Below are 15,717 nucleotides of genomic sequence, written 5' to 3'. Positions count from 1 at the left end.
AGGTGTGACGTCATCACGGCGGGCGCAAGCAGAACGAGCCGCAGTCGACGCCGCCACTCACCAGGCAGGCAATGCCGCCAACGAGGCGCATTGAGGAAGGTCCACCACCTCACCTCAAACTTTCTTCGAGATGTGTGGAGGTAGTGATGACAGGAACCATGCGTCGGTGGGAGATAGACGGAATCGGCCGAAACCGGTTGGAGCTGAGGACCGTTGCGATTCCTGAGCCGGGCCGAAATGAAGTTCTGGTCAAGGTCGGCGCCGTCGCATTGAACTATCGCGACAAGATGGTCATGGAAAGCGGCAGAGGACTGCCATTGTCGTTCCCCTTCACGCCCGGTTCGGATCTCGCCGGCACCATTGTGGAACTGGGCGACGGCGTGAGTCGCTTCGGCCTCCACGACCGTGTCATCTCGACGTTCACCCCGGACTGGGTCGACGGTCTCCGCCGGGGTGACGCCCGCACACCGTCGTATCGCACGCTGGGGGGCTACTACCCCGGCGTTCTGAGCGAGTACGTGGCAATGCCAGAACACTGGTTCGTTCGCGCACCGGCAACACTCGATGATGCGCACGCCAGCACCCTGCCCTGCGCCGGAATCACCGCATGGTTCGCCCTCGTCGAACGCGGGCACCTTCGTGCCGGCGAGACGGTGCTCGTGGAAGGGACGGGCGGCGTTGCACTCTTCGGCCTCCAGATCGCCAAGATGCACGGCGCCCAGGTCATTGTGTCGGGGAGTGCCGACAAGCTCGGGCGCGCCTTCGCACTCGGGGCCGACCATGCCATCGACCGCAGGCGAGATGATTGGGTCGACGCCGTGCTGCAGGTCACGGGTGACCGCGGTGCCGACCACATCCTCGAACTGGTCGGCGGGGCGCATCTGGGTAAGGCGGCGCAGACCGTGGCCGTCGGTGGACACATTCATCTGATCGGGGCGCTGGAAGGCTTTGACGTCACGGCTCCGGTGATGCCGCTCCTGCTCAAGGACGTCACCATCCACGGGATCGGAACTGGGCATCGTCGCGCTCTTCAAAATCTTGTGGTCGCCGTCGACGGGACGCGGTTGACGCCCGTGGTCGACGTTCGGTACCGGCTCGATGAGCTGCCCGCGGCGCTCGACCACCTCGATCGCGGCGCCTTCGGCAAAATCGTCGTCGAGATGGCTCGCAGCGGCCTAGGCGGCTGATCCCGTGCCGTCGCCGACGGCGATATCGGGTAGCGGCCGCGATGTGAGGTGCTGGGCTTGTTTGGCTGTCATTCCGAACAACCGCAAGACGTCACGCGTGACGTCGTCGGTAGCTTGGGCGTCGTCGCGGTCGGGCTGTTCCAGCAGCAGTTGTCCCAGCCCGAGTAGCGCACCGCCGGCAACGGCGAGGGCAATCTCGGGATCGTGCACCTTGAAGCGGCCGGCGCTCGATGCGGCAATGATGTCGCGTTTGGCGCGGGGGGCAAGCCCGAGGTCGGAGGACAGCAGCGACAATCCGATGGACAGCATGATGCGGCTCTCCTGCGGCCGGCGCCGGAAGAGTCGCCCGCACAAGCGAAATCGGCACGCGAATCTCTCCGCCGGATCGCTCAGCGATTCGGTGAGTCGGTCCAGGAACTCGCCCTGGGAGTCGAGGACGTCGGTGACCGCGGCAGCGAACAGCTCATCTTTGGACGCGAAGTGGTTGTAGAACGAACCCATGCCGACGTCGGCGGCCTGGGTGATTTCGAGGATCGGGGCGTTGAGCTTGCCCGCGGCGATGAATGCCTGCGCCGCTTGCAGCAGCGCTTCACGGGTGCGCTGTTTTCGTCGCTCCAACCGGTTCGGCGTCTGCGTCTGCCCATCGCTCACTGCTCACACCTCCGCGTCGGGCACAGTCTAAGCGATGACAGTCAGTGATGACCATTTCGTCAGATTCCCTGGGCTGACGTTCCATCCGCCTACGACGATGCCGTCTTACCGGGACGCGCTGAGGGGCGATACAGCAGATGAGATCGCGCACAATCGGTAAAGGTCAGGAAGCGGCGAAAAGCCGGGGTGTTCGAATTCGCTGGCCATCAACGACTCCTAGGTGTTGGCGTACCCCGGAATCTGATCTCTGATCTGTTGCATCGCAGACTCATCCGAGATTCCTTGGAAGTCGTGGCGCGGCGTGTAGGGGCGCTCGAGGGCGGCAATGTCGTCGCTGGTGAGTGTGATGTCGAGTGACGCCACGGCGTCATCGAGCTGAGCGGTCGTGTTGGCGCCGACGAGCGGTGCGGTGACGACCGGCTGGCGGTGCAGCCAGGCCAGTGCGACCTGTGCCCTGGTGACGCCACGGTCGGATGCGATCGCGCCGACGGCGTCGATGATCGCGCGATCGCTGTCGGCGGCGAGTGGCCCGTAGAGCAGATCCGCGAAGGCTCCATCTGTTTCGGCTCGGGTAGTCGACTTGGCGGCTTCCCACGGGCGGGCCAATCGGCCGCGGGCGAGCGGGCTCCAGACGATTGTGCCGACTCCCTCGTCGAGGCAGAGCGGGATCATCTCGCGTTGTTCCTCCCGGGCCAGCAAGTTGTAGTGGTGCTGCATCGACACGAACCGCGCCCAGCCGTGTTGCTTCTGCAGGTGCAAGGCCTTGGCGAATTCCCACGCGTGCATTGAGGATGCGCCGAGGTAGCGAACCTTGCCTGCCTTGACCAGATCGTGCAGGGCTTCGAGAGTCTCTTCTAGCGGGGTCGTGTGGTCGTTGCGGTGAACTTGGTAGAGATCGATGTAATCGGTGCCGAGTCGCCGCAGGCTGTGATCGACCTCGGCCATGACCGCCTTGCGGGACAGGCCTTTTCCGTTCGGCCCCGGCCTCATCGGATGGCGTAGCTTGGTGGCGATCACGACCTCGTCCCGGTCCGCGAAGTCGTTGAGCGCGCGGCCCAAAATCTCCTCGCTCGAGCCGTGGGAATACATGTTGGCGGTGTCGAAGAAGTTGATGCCGGCCTCGAGTGCGTGCCTGATGAGCGGGCGGCTCTTCTCCTCGTCTAGTGACCAGACGGGGTGTCCGCGGTTGGGGTCTCCGTAGGTCATTGCACCGACGGCGACCGGTGAGACGTCTAGACCTGTGGTGCCGAGCTTGATGTAGCGCATGATGCTCCTCTAAAGTATCCGGAGAGTTCTCCACAAACGGTACTGGAGACCTCTCCGGATAGCAAGGACGTCGCATGGTTCGTTCGGACGCCCGCCAGAATCGGGCCCGCATCCTGGAGGCGGCCCGGGAGGCATTCACCGACAGTGGCGATATCTCCATGAATCGGATTGCGCAGCGTGCCGGCGTAGGACCGGGCACCCTGTATCGCAACTTTCCGACTCGCGAGGCTCTCGTCCTGGCCGTCTATCAACTCGAGATCGAGCGGCTGGTCGCCAGCGCCTCGAAGTTGTTGGAGACGCTGCCTCCGCTAGAGGCACTACGGCACTGGACCACGGACCTGGTGGACGCTATGCGGAAAAAGCACGGTCTGGGCGATGCACTCAGCCCTGGCGCGCATCAGGCGATCACGGAAAAAACCTATGGCCCGGTCATCGCCGCGATCTCGGAACTGATCGAGGCGGGCAAACACGACGGCAGCATTCGCGCTGACGCGGATCCGGGTGACTTCCTGCAGCTCACCGGTGCCCTCTGGCGGGCAGCCTCGGGCCCAGAGGATCGATCGCAGCCCATGCTAGGACTGATACTCGACGGGCTCGGCGCCCAGCGGCACTGATCCAAAGCATCGACGGCCGAGTGTGTCACCAGGCGGATCGTCGTGCGCCGATGGCGCGCCCGGTAGGCACAGGGTTATCACACGAAACACATAACAAACGAAACAGTTCGTTTGGTACGTTGCAGCCATGACACACCGGTACGGCGCGGGGCCGGCGATTGCGTCGATGCCGCGCGGCGGCCCCAACGCCACCTGGCTGAATCGGCTCATGCAGACGGACGTCGCGGAATACACCGATCGCCGTGACGTCTCCGATGAACTCAAGCAGCGGGTGATCAAAGGATTGGACGCGATGGGCGAGCGCGCAAGCTTGCACGAGCAGTACGCCAAGACGGCGTTGCAGGTCGTCGAGGATATCGCCGACCCGCGCATTCTCGAGATCGGCGCAGGGCACGGACGGGTTTCGGAAGAGATCCTGAAACTGCACGCCACCGCCACCGTCACCGCAAGCGACCTGGACCCGACATCGGTGGCCAACATGGCCGCGGGCCCGCTCGGGTCCCATCCGCGGGCGCGGACCCAGGTGGTCGATGCGACCGACATCGATGCCGCCGACGCCACCTATGACCTGGTGGTGTTCGCGTTGGCCTTCCATCATCTACCTCCCGCGACCGCCTGTCTGGCCATCGCCGAGGCGACCCGGGTGGCCTCCCGCTTCCTGGTGATCGACCTCAAACGCGCATCGCCGATGGGAATCCTGCTCAATTCGCTTGTGATGGTGCCGATGTCACTGGCGATCCTGCCGCCGTCGTCGATCCTGCCGACGATGCACGACGCGATTGTGAGTTCGCTGCGGGCCTACTCGCCGTCGGCGTTCGTCGCGCTCGGGAAGGCCGCCGACCCGCGGATGGATATCGAATTTCTCCAGCTCGAACACAACGGCATCGGTCCGCGCCCGATGACCGCCGTCTTCCGGCCACCGCAAGCCCGCACCCCCGTCGTCACAAATAGAGGATCAGCGAAATGAAGAACGCTGCAGCCAAAACTGAGCAGATCATCGACCAGCCCGCACGCATTCGGACCCTGCGAAGGATTGCCGAAGCCACCGCCGACGGCGTCTGGCCGGCAATCGATCTCACGCTGCCGTATATCGACGGCACCGAGAACCTGCCGCGAGACGGGCGATTCTTCCTGGTCGGCAACCACACCCAGACCGGGATGGGCGAGGTGTGGCTGACTTGCCTTTCGGTCCGGCAAGCCGTTGGCACTCGGGTACGGCCGTTGACCGAACGAGGCATGGGCAGCATGCCCGGCCTGGCCGGAGATTTGTTGGCCGCATGCGGCGGGGTCGTCGGCACGCCTGAAAACGCGAACAAACTGATGCAGAACAACGAGACGTTGCTCGTCTTTCCCGGCGGCGGTCGTGAGATCGGGAAATTCAGAGGCGAGGAATATCAACTCAAGTGGCAAGGGCGGGCCGGGTTCGCGCGTGTGGCCATCGCCAACGACTACCCCATCGTTCCAGTCGGCCACGTCGGCGGCGACGATGTCTACCGCAGCGTCTGGGAGCGGGACAGCCTGATGGGCAAGCTCACCCAGAAGGTGGGTCAGGCCATCACCGGAAAGCCGGACATGACAATTCCTTTGGTGCGTGGCATCGGCCCGACACTGATCCCAAATCCACAGCGGATGTACCTACGCTTCGGTGAACCGATCGACACCACCCAGCCAGACGGGATATCCGACGACGAGTGGGTGGCGACCGTCAAGAAGACCACCCAGACGGCGCTGGAGACCATCCTGCAGGAGCTGCAGGACATCCGGGCCGAAGACCCGTTCCGTGGACTGAGCCCCCTGGCCTGGCGGAAAGCCGTGCGTCCGAACGCCGCATCGTTCTAGCCGTCCACCACCACACCGGGAGATCAAAGTCTTGCGTCGACTGCTCTGTGTGCTGGGTGTGGCCACCGTTATCTCCGGTTGCTCGTATCCTGCCGACTTCGTTGTTGACAACCCTGCGACATCACTTCCCCCAATGGGGTGGAACTCGTGGAATTCCGGGATCGAGATCGACGAGCAGTCGATCAGGGAGACCATCGACGCTATGGTGTCCTCCGGTATGCGTGATGCCGGGTACGCCTATGTCAACCTGGACGCGGGATGGGCTGCCCCCGAACGAGATTCCAGTGGAAAGCTGGTTGCAGACCCGCAGCTGTTTCCGCATGGGCTGCAACCGGTGGTCGAGTACGCACATGAGAAGGGGCTGCGCTTCGGCCTGTACTCCAGCCCGTTCAACCAGACCTGCGGGCAGGGTGTGAGCACCGCCAGCCTCGGCCACGAAACCGAAGACGCCGTAACGTTCGCCGCGTGGGGAATCGACTTCCTCAAATACGACTGGTGCAGCAGAGAAGCCAGCCACGACGAACAGCTCAAGGTGTTCCACACCATGGGGTCGGCACTGCGGACAAGCGGCAGACGCATCCTTTACAGTATCAACCCCAACAGCTCCGACGACCCCAGCGCGGGTACCCGCTACGACTGGTCCGACATCGCCGACATGGTACGGACTTCCGGTGATCTCGTTCCGCTGTGGCGCAGTGTATTGCCGCCATCAGGTGGTATGGACCCGTTCGCCGCCGGCATGTTCAACGGCGTTCCAGACCAGTTCGCGGATGCCGTCGCCGGTGTGACCCGGCCCGCATATCACAGCGACCCCGATATGCTGGTCGTCGGTGTGACGTGGAAGGACTTCTTTCTCAACCACCGAGAACTGTTGCGCCGCAGCGTGCAGACACAGCCCCTGTCCGCCGAGCAGCGCGCCATGCTCCAGCCGATGTTGGCGATGCCGGCGAGGACCGTGCGCTGGATGGCTACCGCCCAGCCCAGCTTGACAGAGGACGAGCAGCGCAGTCATTTCTCGCTGTGGGCAATGCTGGGCGCCCCGCTGTTGGCGGGTAACGACTTGCGCACGATGTCGCCGACCACGGTATCGATCCTGACAAATCGCGAGGTCATATCCGTCGATCAGGACCCACTGATGGCCGAAGCCCATCAGCTCGGCAGCGACGGAAGGATCTGGGTCAAACCGCTCGCCGATTCCGCGGTGGCGGTAGCCCTCTTCAACTCCTCAACGGTGCCGGCTGATATCTCAACCACGGCCGCCGCGGCAGGACTACCCGCAGCGCACTGCTATACGCTGCGCGACCTGTGGACCGGGCGCAGCGTCACAACCACCGGTGACATCTCCGCTAAATCCGTTGCTCCCCACGCTGTTAGGCTTTTCCGCGTGACAACTGCGGACACCTGTTCCCGCTGAAGGTGCTGAGGCGTGATTGCGCCTGTGACGCATCGCCGAGGTGACCCCGCCCACACATAACACTGGGATGCTCGGCGCCTCCCGGGTGGTTACTCAAAGCACAACGCTAAGCGTTCCCCAGGCTTTCCATAACTGGATGAGGCAGGCTGTCGGTATTGAAAGCCTGTGAAAATCAACCGAATTCGAGCACCGCTAGGCGGTTATGGAGTTGATCTCGCTGCCTGTCCTTCCGCTTCCAGACGGGCCGATCATGTACATTGTGCTGTCCGCGATCATCGTCGCCGCGGCCGTGCCGGTGCTGGCGGTTGTCGTCGTCGCCGAACCATTCCTGATCACCGCGGCGTTGTTGACCGTGGACGGGCGCACCTCGCTGGGGCTTCTGCTGGTGCTCACCGTGGTCTCCTCGTTAGTCGGCGACGTCCTCAGTTACTGGATCGGGCGGCAGTTCGGCGGCCGGTTGCTGAATGTGCGCGGCGTGCGCCGGTGCCGCGGCAAAGCGACCAAGGCGGTCCGCACGGTGCGGTCACGCGGGGGCATGATGGCGGTGGTGATCCAGCGGTGGATTCCACCTGGCCGTGGATTCGTACCCGCCATCATCGGCGCGACACACCAATCCTTCGGCCGGTTCGTTGGTTTCGCGACGCTGGCAGCGGTGCTGTGGGGCGTGCCGCTGGTACTCGCTGTGCATTACGGCGGCACCGAGCTACTCGTGGTGTTGCCTCTATTGCTCACTGTGGTGCTCGTCCGCGACGTATACCGCGCCACGAGGCGATTCCGAGCCGCGAGGCGAATCCGTCAATCTCCCGAGTTCCGCCAGGGGCAGTCAAAGCCCGCGCATAGACTTTCCACAGGGCACCGCTAAGTACCTGCTAGAGAATTGATAAGTGGACAACACCAGTGAAGTGGCCCGTCGATCTCCTGCTTTGGCCAGCGCCGACCGCATAACCCACCCCGACGGTTCCCCGATCGAAGTCCTCGTCGTCGACGACGAACCGGCACTCAGCGATCTCGTCTCGATGGTCTTGCGGTACGAGGGCTGGGAGGTTTCGACGGTGGGCGACGGTGCCTCGGCGATCCGCCAAGCCTCCGCTGAATGCCCCGACGTGGTGGTTCTCGACTTGATGTTGCCCGACATGAGCGGACTGGACGTGCTCCAGGAGCTCCACCGCATCAGGCCAGAGTTGCCTGTTCTCCTGCTCACGGCAAAGGACTCGATGGAGGATCGAATCGCTGGGCTTGCGGCAGGAGGGGACGACTATGTCACCAAGCCCTTCAGCGTCGAAGAGATGATCCTTCGCCTGCGTGCCTTGGTCAAGCGATCGGGACGCGGTGTGGTCGGCGGAACCAGCCAGCTCGTGGTGGGCGACCTCGTCTTGGACGAAGACAGCCACGAGGTAACGCGCGGAGGCGAAGACCTCTATCTCACTGCAACCGAGTTCTCCGTGTTACGAGTGCTCATGCGCAATCCGCGACGCGTACTCACCAAATCGCAGATCCTGCACCATGTCTGGGATTACGATTTCGATGGCCGCTCGAACGTCGTTGAACTCTACATCTCCTACCTTCGCAAGAAGGTCGATGCAGATCGACCACCGATGATCCACACCGTCCGAGGCGTTGGATATGTCATCAAACCCCGGTAGGAACCGACAGCGCCCAAGCGAGCACGCCTAGATACGGGGTCGGGCGCGAAACCCGGTAGGCAGGGCCCGGGGGGTGACCCCGCCCACCAGGCGGCTCGAAACCCGACGTTGGTCGGCAAAGAAGACGCTGTGCACCGTCGGCTCACGCGTCGCTGAGCGAATCGTGTTGTCGCGAAATCTCGTTGAGACGTACCACCCGACACTGGTTTTGGTCCGTCGCGCGTAGACGACTCGATCGTGCCGGTCGCACTTATCCAAATGCTGGGAAAGTCCGATGCTTTTCATATCAATCTGCCACCCGGGCCAGCCGTCTCGACGGCGTGATGACGTGGGCCTCGAACTCGCCAATCGTCGACCCAGGCACGGGACAGCACGGAGATACGTTCCAGACAGCAATTGCCCATGTTGGCGGGGCAAGCTGCGCGGGAACGGACGTGTCGTTGCGAGGACCGGCGCGTGTACTCGTCGAGCAGGGGTGTTGAGCAAGTTGATCTTTCGGAAAGGAATGGGCGCCGCGGCGGTGAGCGTCGTGGTGCTCGGTGGATCGGTCGCGGTGGCACACGCCGAAGTCGTCACCGTGCCAGATGTGGTCCGGAGCGCGACGACTATCAACGGATGGCGGGTGACGCTGTCGATGACCGAGGCACGAATCGATGCGGTGCCGAATATGGCTAACGCCCTCCTGTCGAAGGAGGGCTATCTCAGCGGCAGATTCACGCTCACCGTCGAGGGCGTGGGTGATCATCCCGTCAACACGGGGGAACTGGTTGCGGGCGCGCAGCTCGGTTGTCAGGTCGACCTCAGCGAGGGGCTGGACCTGGGGCTGGACTTCGACACCGACCTGTTCGACGACTCCACCATTCTGGGTCTGGGTCCCGATATCGGTTCGACACTGCACTCCGGCGGGATCACCACAGTGGGGTTTGGCGTCAAGCCGCTCAAGGCGTCCGTCGCCACTATCTCGATCCTCGACGCGCACGTTCAGGTCGACCAGTGCGGCGGCGCAGTCACTGCGCGGCTGTTTGCATCCGCAACCGTCAGTACGGATACGTCAGACGACGCCCTCAACGTCTACGGCGAGGTACTTCCGCTGTGAACATCGCGTGGAGATCGGCCGCGGCGTTGGTGGCGACCTTTGGCGTCGCGGTCGGGGTCGCATGGACCGCGCACGCCGACGACGATGACGACGACGATTACGAACCGAGTCACAGTTCGATCGAATCCTGGCCGCCCACAGAACTTTCCTGGCCGCCGCTGACGCCTCCCGAGGATGGTTACGACGAGGCGGCGCCGCCCGTCGTTCCGCTGCCTTGATATAGATCGGTTACGTCTCTCATACGTCATACATAGCTGCGCCTGCTTTCCTCTATGAACGAGGGGTGAACGTAGATGAAAGGGCATGCGGCGTTGAAGGATCTCAAGACCTGGTTCGCGAGAAGGGCCGCATCTCCGCAACGTTCGCACGAAGACGTGCCCACAGAACCGGCCGGTTACCAACAGACCGCGAGCCGACTGCACTCGTTCAACCGGTACGAGATCAAGTATCTTCTTGACGAATTCAGGGTTCCCGAACTGCGCTCGGCACTCACGGCGCGAATGGTTTCGGATCCGTTCTCGCCGCAGGGCGGTTACCCCGTGACGTCGTTGTATTACGACACCGCGAACTTACGGTTCTACTGGGAGAAGATCGAGGGGCTGAGGTTCCGTCGCAAACTGCGCATGCGCCTCTACGGGGAACCGGCGGAGTGCACCGACGAGACCTCCGTTCAGGTCGAAATCAAGCAGCGGGTGAATCGTGTGACGCAGAAGCGTCGAATCGAACTGCCGTACGGCGCCGCGAAGCACTGGCTTGATAGGCGAGAAGCCTTGCCGTGTAACCGATCTCAGAAAGGCTTCGTCGATGAGGTGACGACGCTGATCGGCAATCTGGACCTACGACCCATCGTCACCACAGGTTATCTGAGGGAGGCGTTCGTGGGCCGCGACGCAGACCTGGGACTGCGGGTGACGATCGACCACAAGGTGCACGGACGTGACCGCGACCTCGGCTTCGCGTCCGGCGCGACGAACCGGTTCATCATCCCGCCCAAGCTGGCGGTGGTCGAAATCAAGGCGAACGAACGAGTGCCCTACTGGGTCACCGATCTCGCCGCCCGCATCGACATGTCGGTGGTCCGGATCTCCAAGTACTGCCAGTCGGTGCAGGCCTTCGGCATGGCACCGCGTTCGCGCACCGGCGCACCGCAACTGGACAGCGATTTCAGCGCAATGGACTTCGTCGCAACGTAATGCTGCCCATACCACCTCGTCAGACATTGATTGTCAGACATGAAAGGACCGGCTGAAATGACCATCGATCTACAGGATCTCAGCGGCACGTTCACGGTATTCGACGTGGCGGCGTCGCTATTGCTGTCCTTCGTGCTGGCATCGATCATCGGGTGGGTCTACCGCTACACCCACAAGAACGTCTCCTATAGCCAGTCCTATGTACAGACCTTGGTGATGGTGTGCATGGTGATCTCGGTCATCATGCTCGTCGTCGGCTCGAACATCGCCCGCGCCTTCGCGCTCGTCGGCGCCCTTTCGGTGATCCGATTCCGCAACGCCATCAAGGAGACTCGCGACGTCGGTTTCATCTTTCTCGCGATGGCGGTCGGCATGACCACCGGTACACGCTTTTATCTGCTGGCGGTCGTCGCCACGGCGGTCATCTGCCTGGTGTTGGTGATCATGTACCGGTTCAACTGGTTCAAGCTCGATGTTCAACGCCAGGTCGTCAAGGTGCAGGTGCCTCCGGAGCCCGAGTACACCGCACGGGTCGAGGACGTGCTCATCGAGTTCTGCTCCGAGTTTGAGCTCGTGTCGACGGAGTCTGCACGTTCTGGCGCACTCAACGAGCTCTACTACTCCGCACAGATGAAGAAGGGGCGCAAGGGATCCGAACTGATCGCTGCCCTCAGTGCCGTGAACACCGGCCAGCGTGTCACGGTGCTTACCGGATACGACCAGACCGACATCTGATGCACGACGTCATCCGGCCCGCAGGCGACACGCCACCGCGGCGACGCCTCGTCCATCGCGTGCCCGTGCGATTGCGTCAGCACTGGAAGCTGTTGGCGATGCTGATCGCCGTCGCCATCGGATTGGCTGCAACCCTCGGCCAGAGCCGCATCCGGCCCTACATCACGGGCGACGTCACCATCATGCGGTCGGAGATAACCGACAACGTCGTTGGCAGCGTCGATCTGTTCGACAGCGATGTGCCGCATACGCTCAGCGTCGACATCACCGACGCGGAGTACCAGCAGATGATCTCGGCCTACGTGAAAGACGACGACAAGAAATGGGTGACTGCGGACGTCGTCATAGACGGCACGGTGATCAGTGACGCCGCAGTGCGTCTCAAGGGCAACTCGACGCTGATGGGGTTGGGTGGCGGCCACGCAGGCCCACCTGGTGCACACAGACCTGCCGGTGACGAAGCGCCGCCGGCAGGTTTCCCCGGGATGATTACGGCATCGGCCGAGGACCCCACGTCGTTGCCGTTGCTGATCAGCTTCGACGAAAATGCCGAGGGCCGTGGCTATCAGGGACTCACCGAATTGTCGGTGCGACCGGGAACCCCGGTGATCAACGAAGCGCTCTCCCTGTCACTGATCGGGGTTACCGGGCAACCCACTCAGCGCTATTCGTATGCCGCCTACACGATCAACGGTCAGACTACGACACGGCTGCTGGTAGAGCATCCCGACGAGACGTACGCAAACTCGTTGTTCGACACCGATGGGTACCTGTACAAGGCGGATGCGAACTCGCGCCTGGAGTATCGCGGCGTCGACCAGTCGGTCTACGCTGACCAATTCAAGCAGATCAATGCCGTGGACGACGGCAATCTGCAGCCGATAATCAACCTGTTGGCTTGGTTGGATGGCGCCGACCAGAAGGAGTTCGACGCACACCTGTCGGACCGGGTCGACACCGATTCGCTGGCTCGTTATCTCGCCACCCAGAATCTGCTCGTCAATGGCGACGACATGGGGGGGCCCGGGCAGAACTACTACCTCTGGTACGACCTGTCAGCCGAGAAGATCTCCGTCGTGTCATGGGATCTCAACCTGGCGATGAGCGGCGACACGGCGACCCTTCCCGGCGAGGACGTGAAGATGGGACCGCCGGAGGGCGTCGAGGGCATGATGCCCGCCGGCGGCCAGGCGCCGCAGTTCGGCAATCAGCTCAAGACCCGGTTTCTCGAATCGGAGGTGTGGGCCGCGACCTACCGCGACGTCTACTGGGAGCTGTACGACCAGATGTTCGGCGACGGAGCGGCCAAGACCATGCTCCACGACATCGCCGCCACGGTTCCCATCACGGATGGGCTTGACGAGCAGGAACTTTCGACTGCGGTCGGCACCGTGGACGCGTGGATCACCAAGCGGATGAACAGCCTCGAGGCACTCTAGGCCGCTCGGTGGCGGGCCAGCGGATTGAGCGCGCGGTAGGGGTCGCCTTCGCGCACCGCTAACAGCTGGGCCAACACGGCTTCCAATTCGGTTTGGGTCCTCTTCTTGACCTGCGTAACCCATTCGTCCTCGGACACATCGGCCGGAACCGTGGTGTCGATGGGTGCCCCGAACTGCAGGTACATCCGTTGCGGGCTGGGAATCAGTGTCGGACCGATGCCGCGCACCATGGGCAAGGCCATGTCCGGCCGTCCGGTCAGCCTCGAGCTGACCGCGAGAATCGCTCTGCCAAGGGCGCTGTCGCGCGCGGTGAGGCTGTGATAGATGTCATCACCGCCGACGTGGCCGACAGGCACGATCGGATAGCCGTTGGCGATGGCCACCCGCGCGAACCCGGACCTGCCCTCCCAGTTGAGCTTGTATTACTCACCCTTGAACTTTCCGATCTCGCGTCCCCCGCCGGGGAACACGAGCACGGTCTCGTTGTGCGCCATGAGTTCTCGCGCGTTCTCCGGTGAACCGACGACGGCTCCATAAGCTGCGGCCAGGTCGGCCACCGGTCCCGGCATGCGCGCCACGTCACGCACGGCCAGCGGCCGTACCCGGGTGCCGATGGCACGTCGGACCACCAGGCTGGTGAGCCACGCCTCGGCCATTCCGGTTTGAGTGTGGTTGCCCACCAACAGGAACCGGCCGTCACGCGGAAGGTTCTCGATGCCAGCGACGAAGGGGCGGGACGCGTCGATGACGGGGGCGATTCCATCCAGCGCTCGGTCGAGGACGCGGCGCCACGCCGCCACGCGCGGGGGTTGGTCGATGAGGTCGTCGATGTTCGACAGGGCGTTCATGAATTCTCGGATCCCTTCTCGTCGTGGTCCTTTGAATCTGCGGTTGGCCGGGAGAACACTGCGGTGAGCGACGGCGGGCCGAAGCCCATCCGGGGTGGGGCGAGGAACTCGACGTTCATGCTCGGGTCGGCAGCCTTACCGAGCGCGCTGAATGCCGAACGCGAGTAGGCCCGCAGTGAGCTGATGAGGCCGTCGTGCATCGTCGGAAGGATCGACGACAACGGCATCAGCGCCAGCGATGTCGGGGCCATCACAAAGGGCAGAACCACCATGCCAAGGGGCGAGGAGCGTTTCAGGTCGATGATCAGGAAGCGGCGCGCGACCCGGGTCGCCTCGGAGATCGCGCGGTATGCCAACTCCGGCGGCAGGTGGTGAAAGGCCAATGCGAACACGACCAGGTCGTAGGTGTTGTCTGGGGAGTCGATGGCCGTGGCATCGACGACCCGGGTGCGTGCGCGGGGATGGGACCCGAGCGGACCCGCGGACATGTTGGCCACCGACGTCGGGTCAAGGTCGCTGGCCGTGACGGTTGCCGTGGGATGCAGACCGAGGATTTCCCGAGCGAGCCTGCCGTGGCCCGAGCCGAGTTCGAGGATCCGCGGATGCGCAACGTCGGCGACGACGCCCAGCGCCACCTGGGCATACGACCGGTGCGTTCCGACACGGTCACCGATGGCGTCCAGGCCCGTGATCACGCGCTGCTTGAGCTCGTCGGAGACGTCGCTGCGATCGGTGTACTCCAACGCGTCGGTCTCGAACAGCCGGTCCAGCCACGACGCATCGGGCCCACCCCGTGGCATCGCGGCCACCGCCACAGGCGTATGAGCCTCGCCGTTCATGTTCGTCTCCCTCGGCGCTCAACTGATACTTCCAATATAGCGAACGAACCGGTTCGTTTGGTTATGATGTTGCTGTGAGAACTGGCGACCAGCTTCGCGACGAGATCCTCAGTGCCGCGCGGAACGAATTCGCGCAGTACGGGCTGGCCGGAGCAAGGATCGACCGGATCGCCAAGATGGCGCATGCCAGCAAGGAGCGTCTCTACGCTCACTTCGGCGACAAGGAGGCGCTGTTTCGTCAGGTGGTGAGCGCCGACGGCGCCGAGTTCTTCGACTCCGTCGTCGTGCGCCCCGAGGCGGTGGCCGAATTCGCAGGCGAGATCTTCGACCTGGCCCGCTCCCGCCCCGAGCACCTCCGCATGATCACCTGGGCCCGGCTGGAGGGACTGCGTCTGCAGGCACCGGAGTGGGAGGGCCAGGCCGTTCATGAACGCGACATGACCGCGATCGCCGATGCTCAGGCCAGTGGCCGGGTCGACACCAGGTGGAAGCCAGCCGATCTGCTAGCCATGCTTCTTGGCATCGGAATGGCCTGGGCGCATTGGCCGGATCCCGAGGCCGCCGACGCCGACGACGCCACCATGGCGTCCCGACGCGCGGATGCGGTCGAAGCCGCGGCGCGGATCATCGCACCACACCACGACTGAGCCCCGGCTCGAGTTACATCATGCGCCGGGGATGTGAGCGGGGACCTCCGGGCTTGCGACTCACCGCTCGCGCCAGCTCAGAGGTCCCCGGTCAAACGTCCTCGATCAGAAGGGCCCGCAGGGGGCGAACGGCGGGCACGGCGGAGGAGGCGGCGGTAGTGGCGGGCCGCCGGGGACCGAAGCAGGGCGCGCCGGGCGGAGAGGGCGGGTCAGCACTGGCGATGCCGGGCCCGACCATTCCGCCGCCGGACGCCAGACCTGCAGACAGCGGCGCGATACCAGCTAATTCAAGGTGTCGTTTCATGG

Annotated in this window: 17 protein-coding genes and 1 pseudogene; 13 read left to right on the top strand and 5 right to left on the bottom strand. The window is 63.6% G+C overall.

Annotated elements, in window-relative coordinates; genetic code table 11:
* Nucleotides 1–146 precede the first annotated feature (146 nt).
* A complete protein-coding gene (locus D6M19_RS22490; RefSeq protein WP_123027485.1) occupies nucleotides 147–1,187 on the top strand; it encodes a zinc-dependent alcohol dehydrogenase family protein in 1,041 nt (346 codons plus the stop codon).
* On the opposite strand, the gene D6M19_RS22485 is transcribed toward D6M19_RS22490, so the two are convergent.
* Both D6M19_RS22485 and D6M19_RS22480 read right to left on the bottom strand, forming a co-directional pair.
* Nucleotides 1,176–1,838 carry a TetR/AcrR family transcriptional regulator gene (locus D6M19_RS22485; protein ID WP_123027484.1) on the bottom strand — a complete coding sequence of 221 codons (663 nt, stop codon included), beginning with the start codon at nucleotides 1,836–1,838 and terminating at the stop codon, nucleotides 1,176–1,178. The two genes, D6M19_RS22490 and D6M19_RS22485, sit on opposite strands and share 12 nt — an antisense overlap.
* 216 nt (nucleotides 1,839–2,054) lie before the next feature.
* Nucleotides 2,055–3,104 (bottom strand): aldo/keto reductase, encoded by a 1,050-nt coding sequence (locus tag D6M19_RS22480; RefSeq protein WP_123027483.1) that lies wholly within the window; start codon nucleotides 3,102–3,104, stop codon nucleotides 2,055–2,057.
* A 74-nt stretch (nucleotides 3,105–3,178) separates the two neighbouring features.
* Here D6M19_RS22480 and D6M19_RS22475 point away from each other — a divergent pair, with 74 nt between their 5' ends.
* The 11 genes from D6M19_RS22475 (at nucleotide 3,179) to D6M19_RS22425 (ending at nucleotide 13,077) form a co-directional block, all read left to right on the top strand.
* A complete protein-coding gene (locus tag D6M19_RS22475) occupies nucleotides 3,179–3,718 on the top strand; it encodes a TetR/AcrR family transcriptional regulator (protein ID WP_123027482.1) in 540 nt (179 codons plus the stop codon).
* Between the two features lie 127 nt (nucleotides 3,719–3,845).
* On the top strand, nucleotides 3,846–4,685 hold the full coding sequence (locus D6M19_RS22470) for a class I SAM-dependent methyltransferase (RefSeq protein WP_123027481.1): 840 nt from the start codon (nucleotides 3,846–3,848) through the stop codon (nucleotides 4,683–4,685).
* Nucleotides 4,682–5,557 (top strand): lysophospholipid acyltransferase family protein, encoded by an 876-nt coding sequence (locus tag D6M19_RS22465; protein WP_123027480.1) that lies wholly within the window; start codon nucleotides 4,682–4,684, stop codon nucleotides 5,555–5,557. Before D6M19_RS22470 ends, D6M19_RS22465 begins: the two co-directional genes overlap by 4 nt.
* 133 nt (nucleotides 5,558–5,690) lie before the next feature.
* Entirely contained in the window at nucleotides 5,691–6,971 is a 1,281-nt protein-coding gene (locus D6M19_RS22460) for a glycoside hydrolase family 27 protein (protein ID WP_234834994.1), read from the top strand.
* A gap of 250 nt (nucleotides 6,972–7,221) precedes the next feature.
* Nucleotides 7,222–7,833 carry a DedA family protein gene (locus D6M19_RS22455; protein WP_206428602.1) on the top strand — a complete coding sequence of 204 codons (612 nt, stop codon included), beginning with the start codon at nucleotides 7,222–7,224 and terminating at the stop codon, nucleotides 7,831–7,833.
* A gap of 79 nt (nucleotides 7,834–7,912) precedes the next feature.
* Nucleotides 7,913–8,614 carry a response regulator transcription factor gene (locus D6M19_RS22450; protein WP_123027565.1) on the top strand — a complete coding sequence of 234 codons (702 nt, stop codon included), beginning with the start codon at nucleotides 7,913–7,915 and terminating at the stop codon, nucleotides 8,612–8,614.
* Nucleotides 8,615–9,092: 478 nt separating this feature from the next.
* Entirely contained in the window at nucleotides 9,093–9,710 is a 618-nt protein-coding gene (locus D6M19_RS22445; protein WP_234834993.1) for an MspA family porin, read from the top strand.
* Entirely contained in the window at nucleotides 9,707–9,928 is a 222-nt protein-coding gene (locus tag D6M19_RS22440; protein ID WP_123027477.1) for a hypothetical protein, read from the top strand. The genes D6M19_RS22445 and D6M19_RS22440 overlap by 4 nt, the downstream gene beginning before the upstream one ends.
* Before the next feature lie 75 nt (nucleotides 9,929–10,003).
* Nucleotides 10,004–10,903, top strand: a complete 900-nt coding sequence (locus D6M19_RS22435) for a polyphosphate polymerase domain-containing protein (protein ID WP_123027476.1) — start codon at nucleotides 10,004–10,006, stop codon at nucleotides 10,901–10,903.
* A gap of 57 nt (nucleotides 10,904–10,960) precedes the next feature.
* Nucleotides 10,961–11,638, top strand: a complete 678-nt coding sequence (locus tag D6M19_RS22430) for a DUF4956 domain-containing protein (protein WP_123027475.1) — start codon at nucleotides 10,961–10,963, stop codon at nucleotides 11,636–11,638.
* Nucleotides 11,638–13,077 carry a CotH kinase family protein gene (locus D6M19_RS22425; protein WP_123027474.1) on the top strand — a complete coding sequence of 480 codons (1,440 nt, stop codon included), beginning with the start codon at nucleotides 11,638–11,640 and terminating at the stop codon, nucleotides 13,075–13,077. The genes D6M19_RS22430 and D6M19_RS22425 overlap by 1 nt, the downstream gene beginning before the upstream one ends.
* Here D6M19_RS22425 and D6M19_RS22420 read toward each other — a convergent pair.
* Nucleotides 13,074–13,925 (bottom strand): annotated as a pseudogene (locus D6M19_RS22420) (lysophospholipid acyltransferase family protein). The gene D6M19_RS22425 and the pseudogene D6M19_RS22420 sit on opposite strands and share 4 nt — an antisense overlap.
* The gene (locus D6M19_RS22415) at nucleotides 13,922–14,764 is read right to left on the bottom strand and encodes a class I SAM-dependent methyltransferase (protein ID WP_123027473.1); all 843 of its coding nucleotides are present in this window, start codon (nucleotides 14,762–14,764) and stop codon (nucleotides 13,922–13,924) included. Before D6M19_RS22415 ends, D6M19_RS22420 begins: the two are co-directional and overlap by 4 nt.
* Nucleotides 14,765–14,838: 74 nt before the next feature.
* Here D6M19_RS22415 and D6M19_RS22410 point away from each other — a divergent pair, with 74 nt between their 5' ends.
* On the top strand, nucleotides 14,839–15,411 hold the full coding sequence (locus D6M19_RS22410; protein WP_123027472.1) for a TetR/AcrR family transcriptional regulator: 573 nt from the start codon (nucleotides 14,839–14,841) through the stop codon (nucleotides 15,409–15,411).
* A gap of 91 nt (nucleotides 15,412–15,502) precedes the next feature.
* On the opposite strand, the gene D6M19_RS34570 is transcribed toward D6M19_RS22410, so the two are convergent.
* The coding region (locus D6M19_RS34570; protein WP_206428601.1) for a hypothetical protein at nucleotides 15,503–15,717 on the bottom strand (215 nt) is incomplete at its 5' end.

It is taken from the genome of Mycolicibacterium stellerae, from assembly GCF_003719305.1.
Lineage (GTDB): Bacteria > Actinomycetota > Actinomycetes > Mycobacteriales > Mycobacteriaceae > Mycobacterium > Mycobacterium stellerae.
This window is presented reverse-complemented; position numbering and strand designations above follow the sequence as displayed.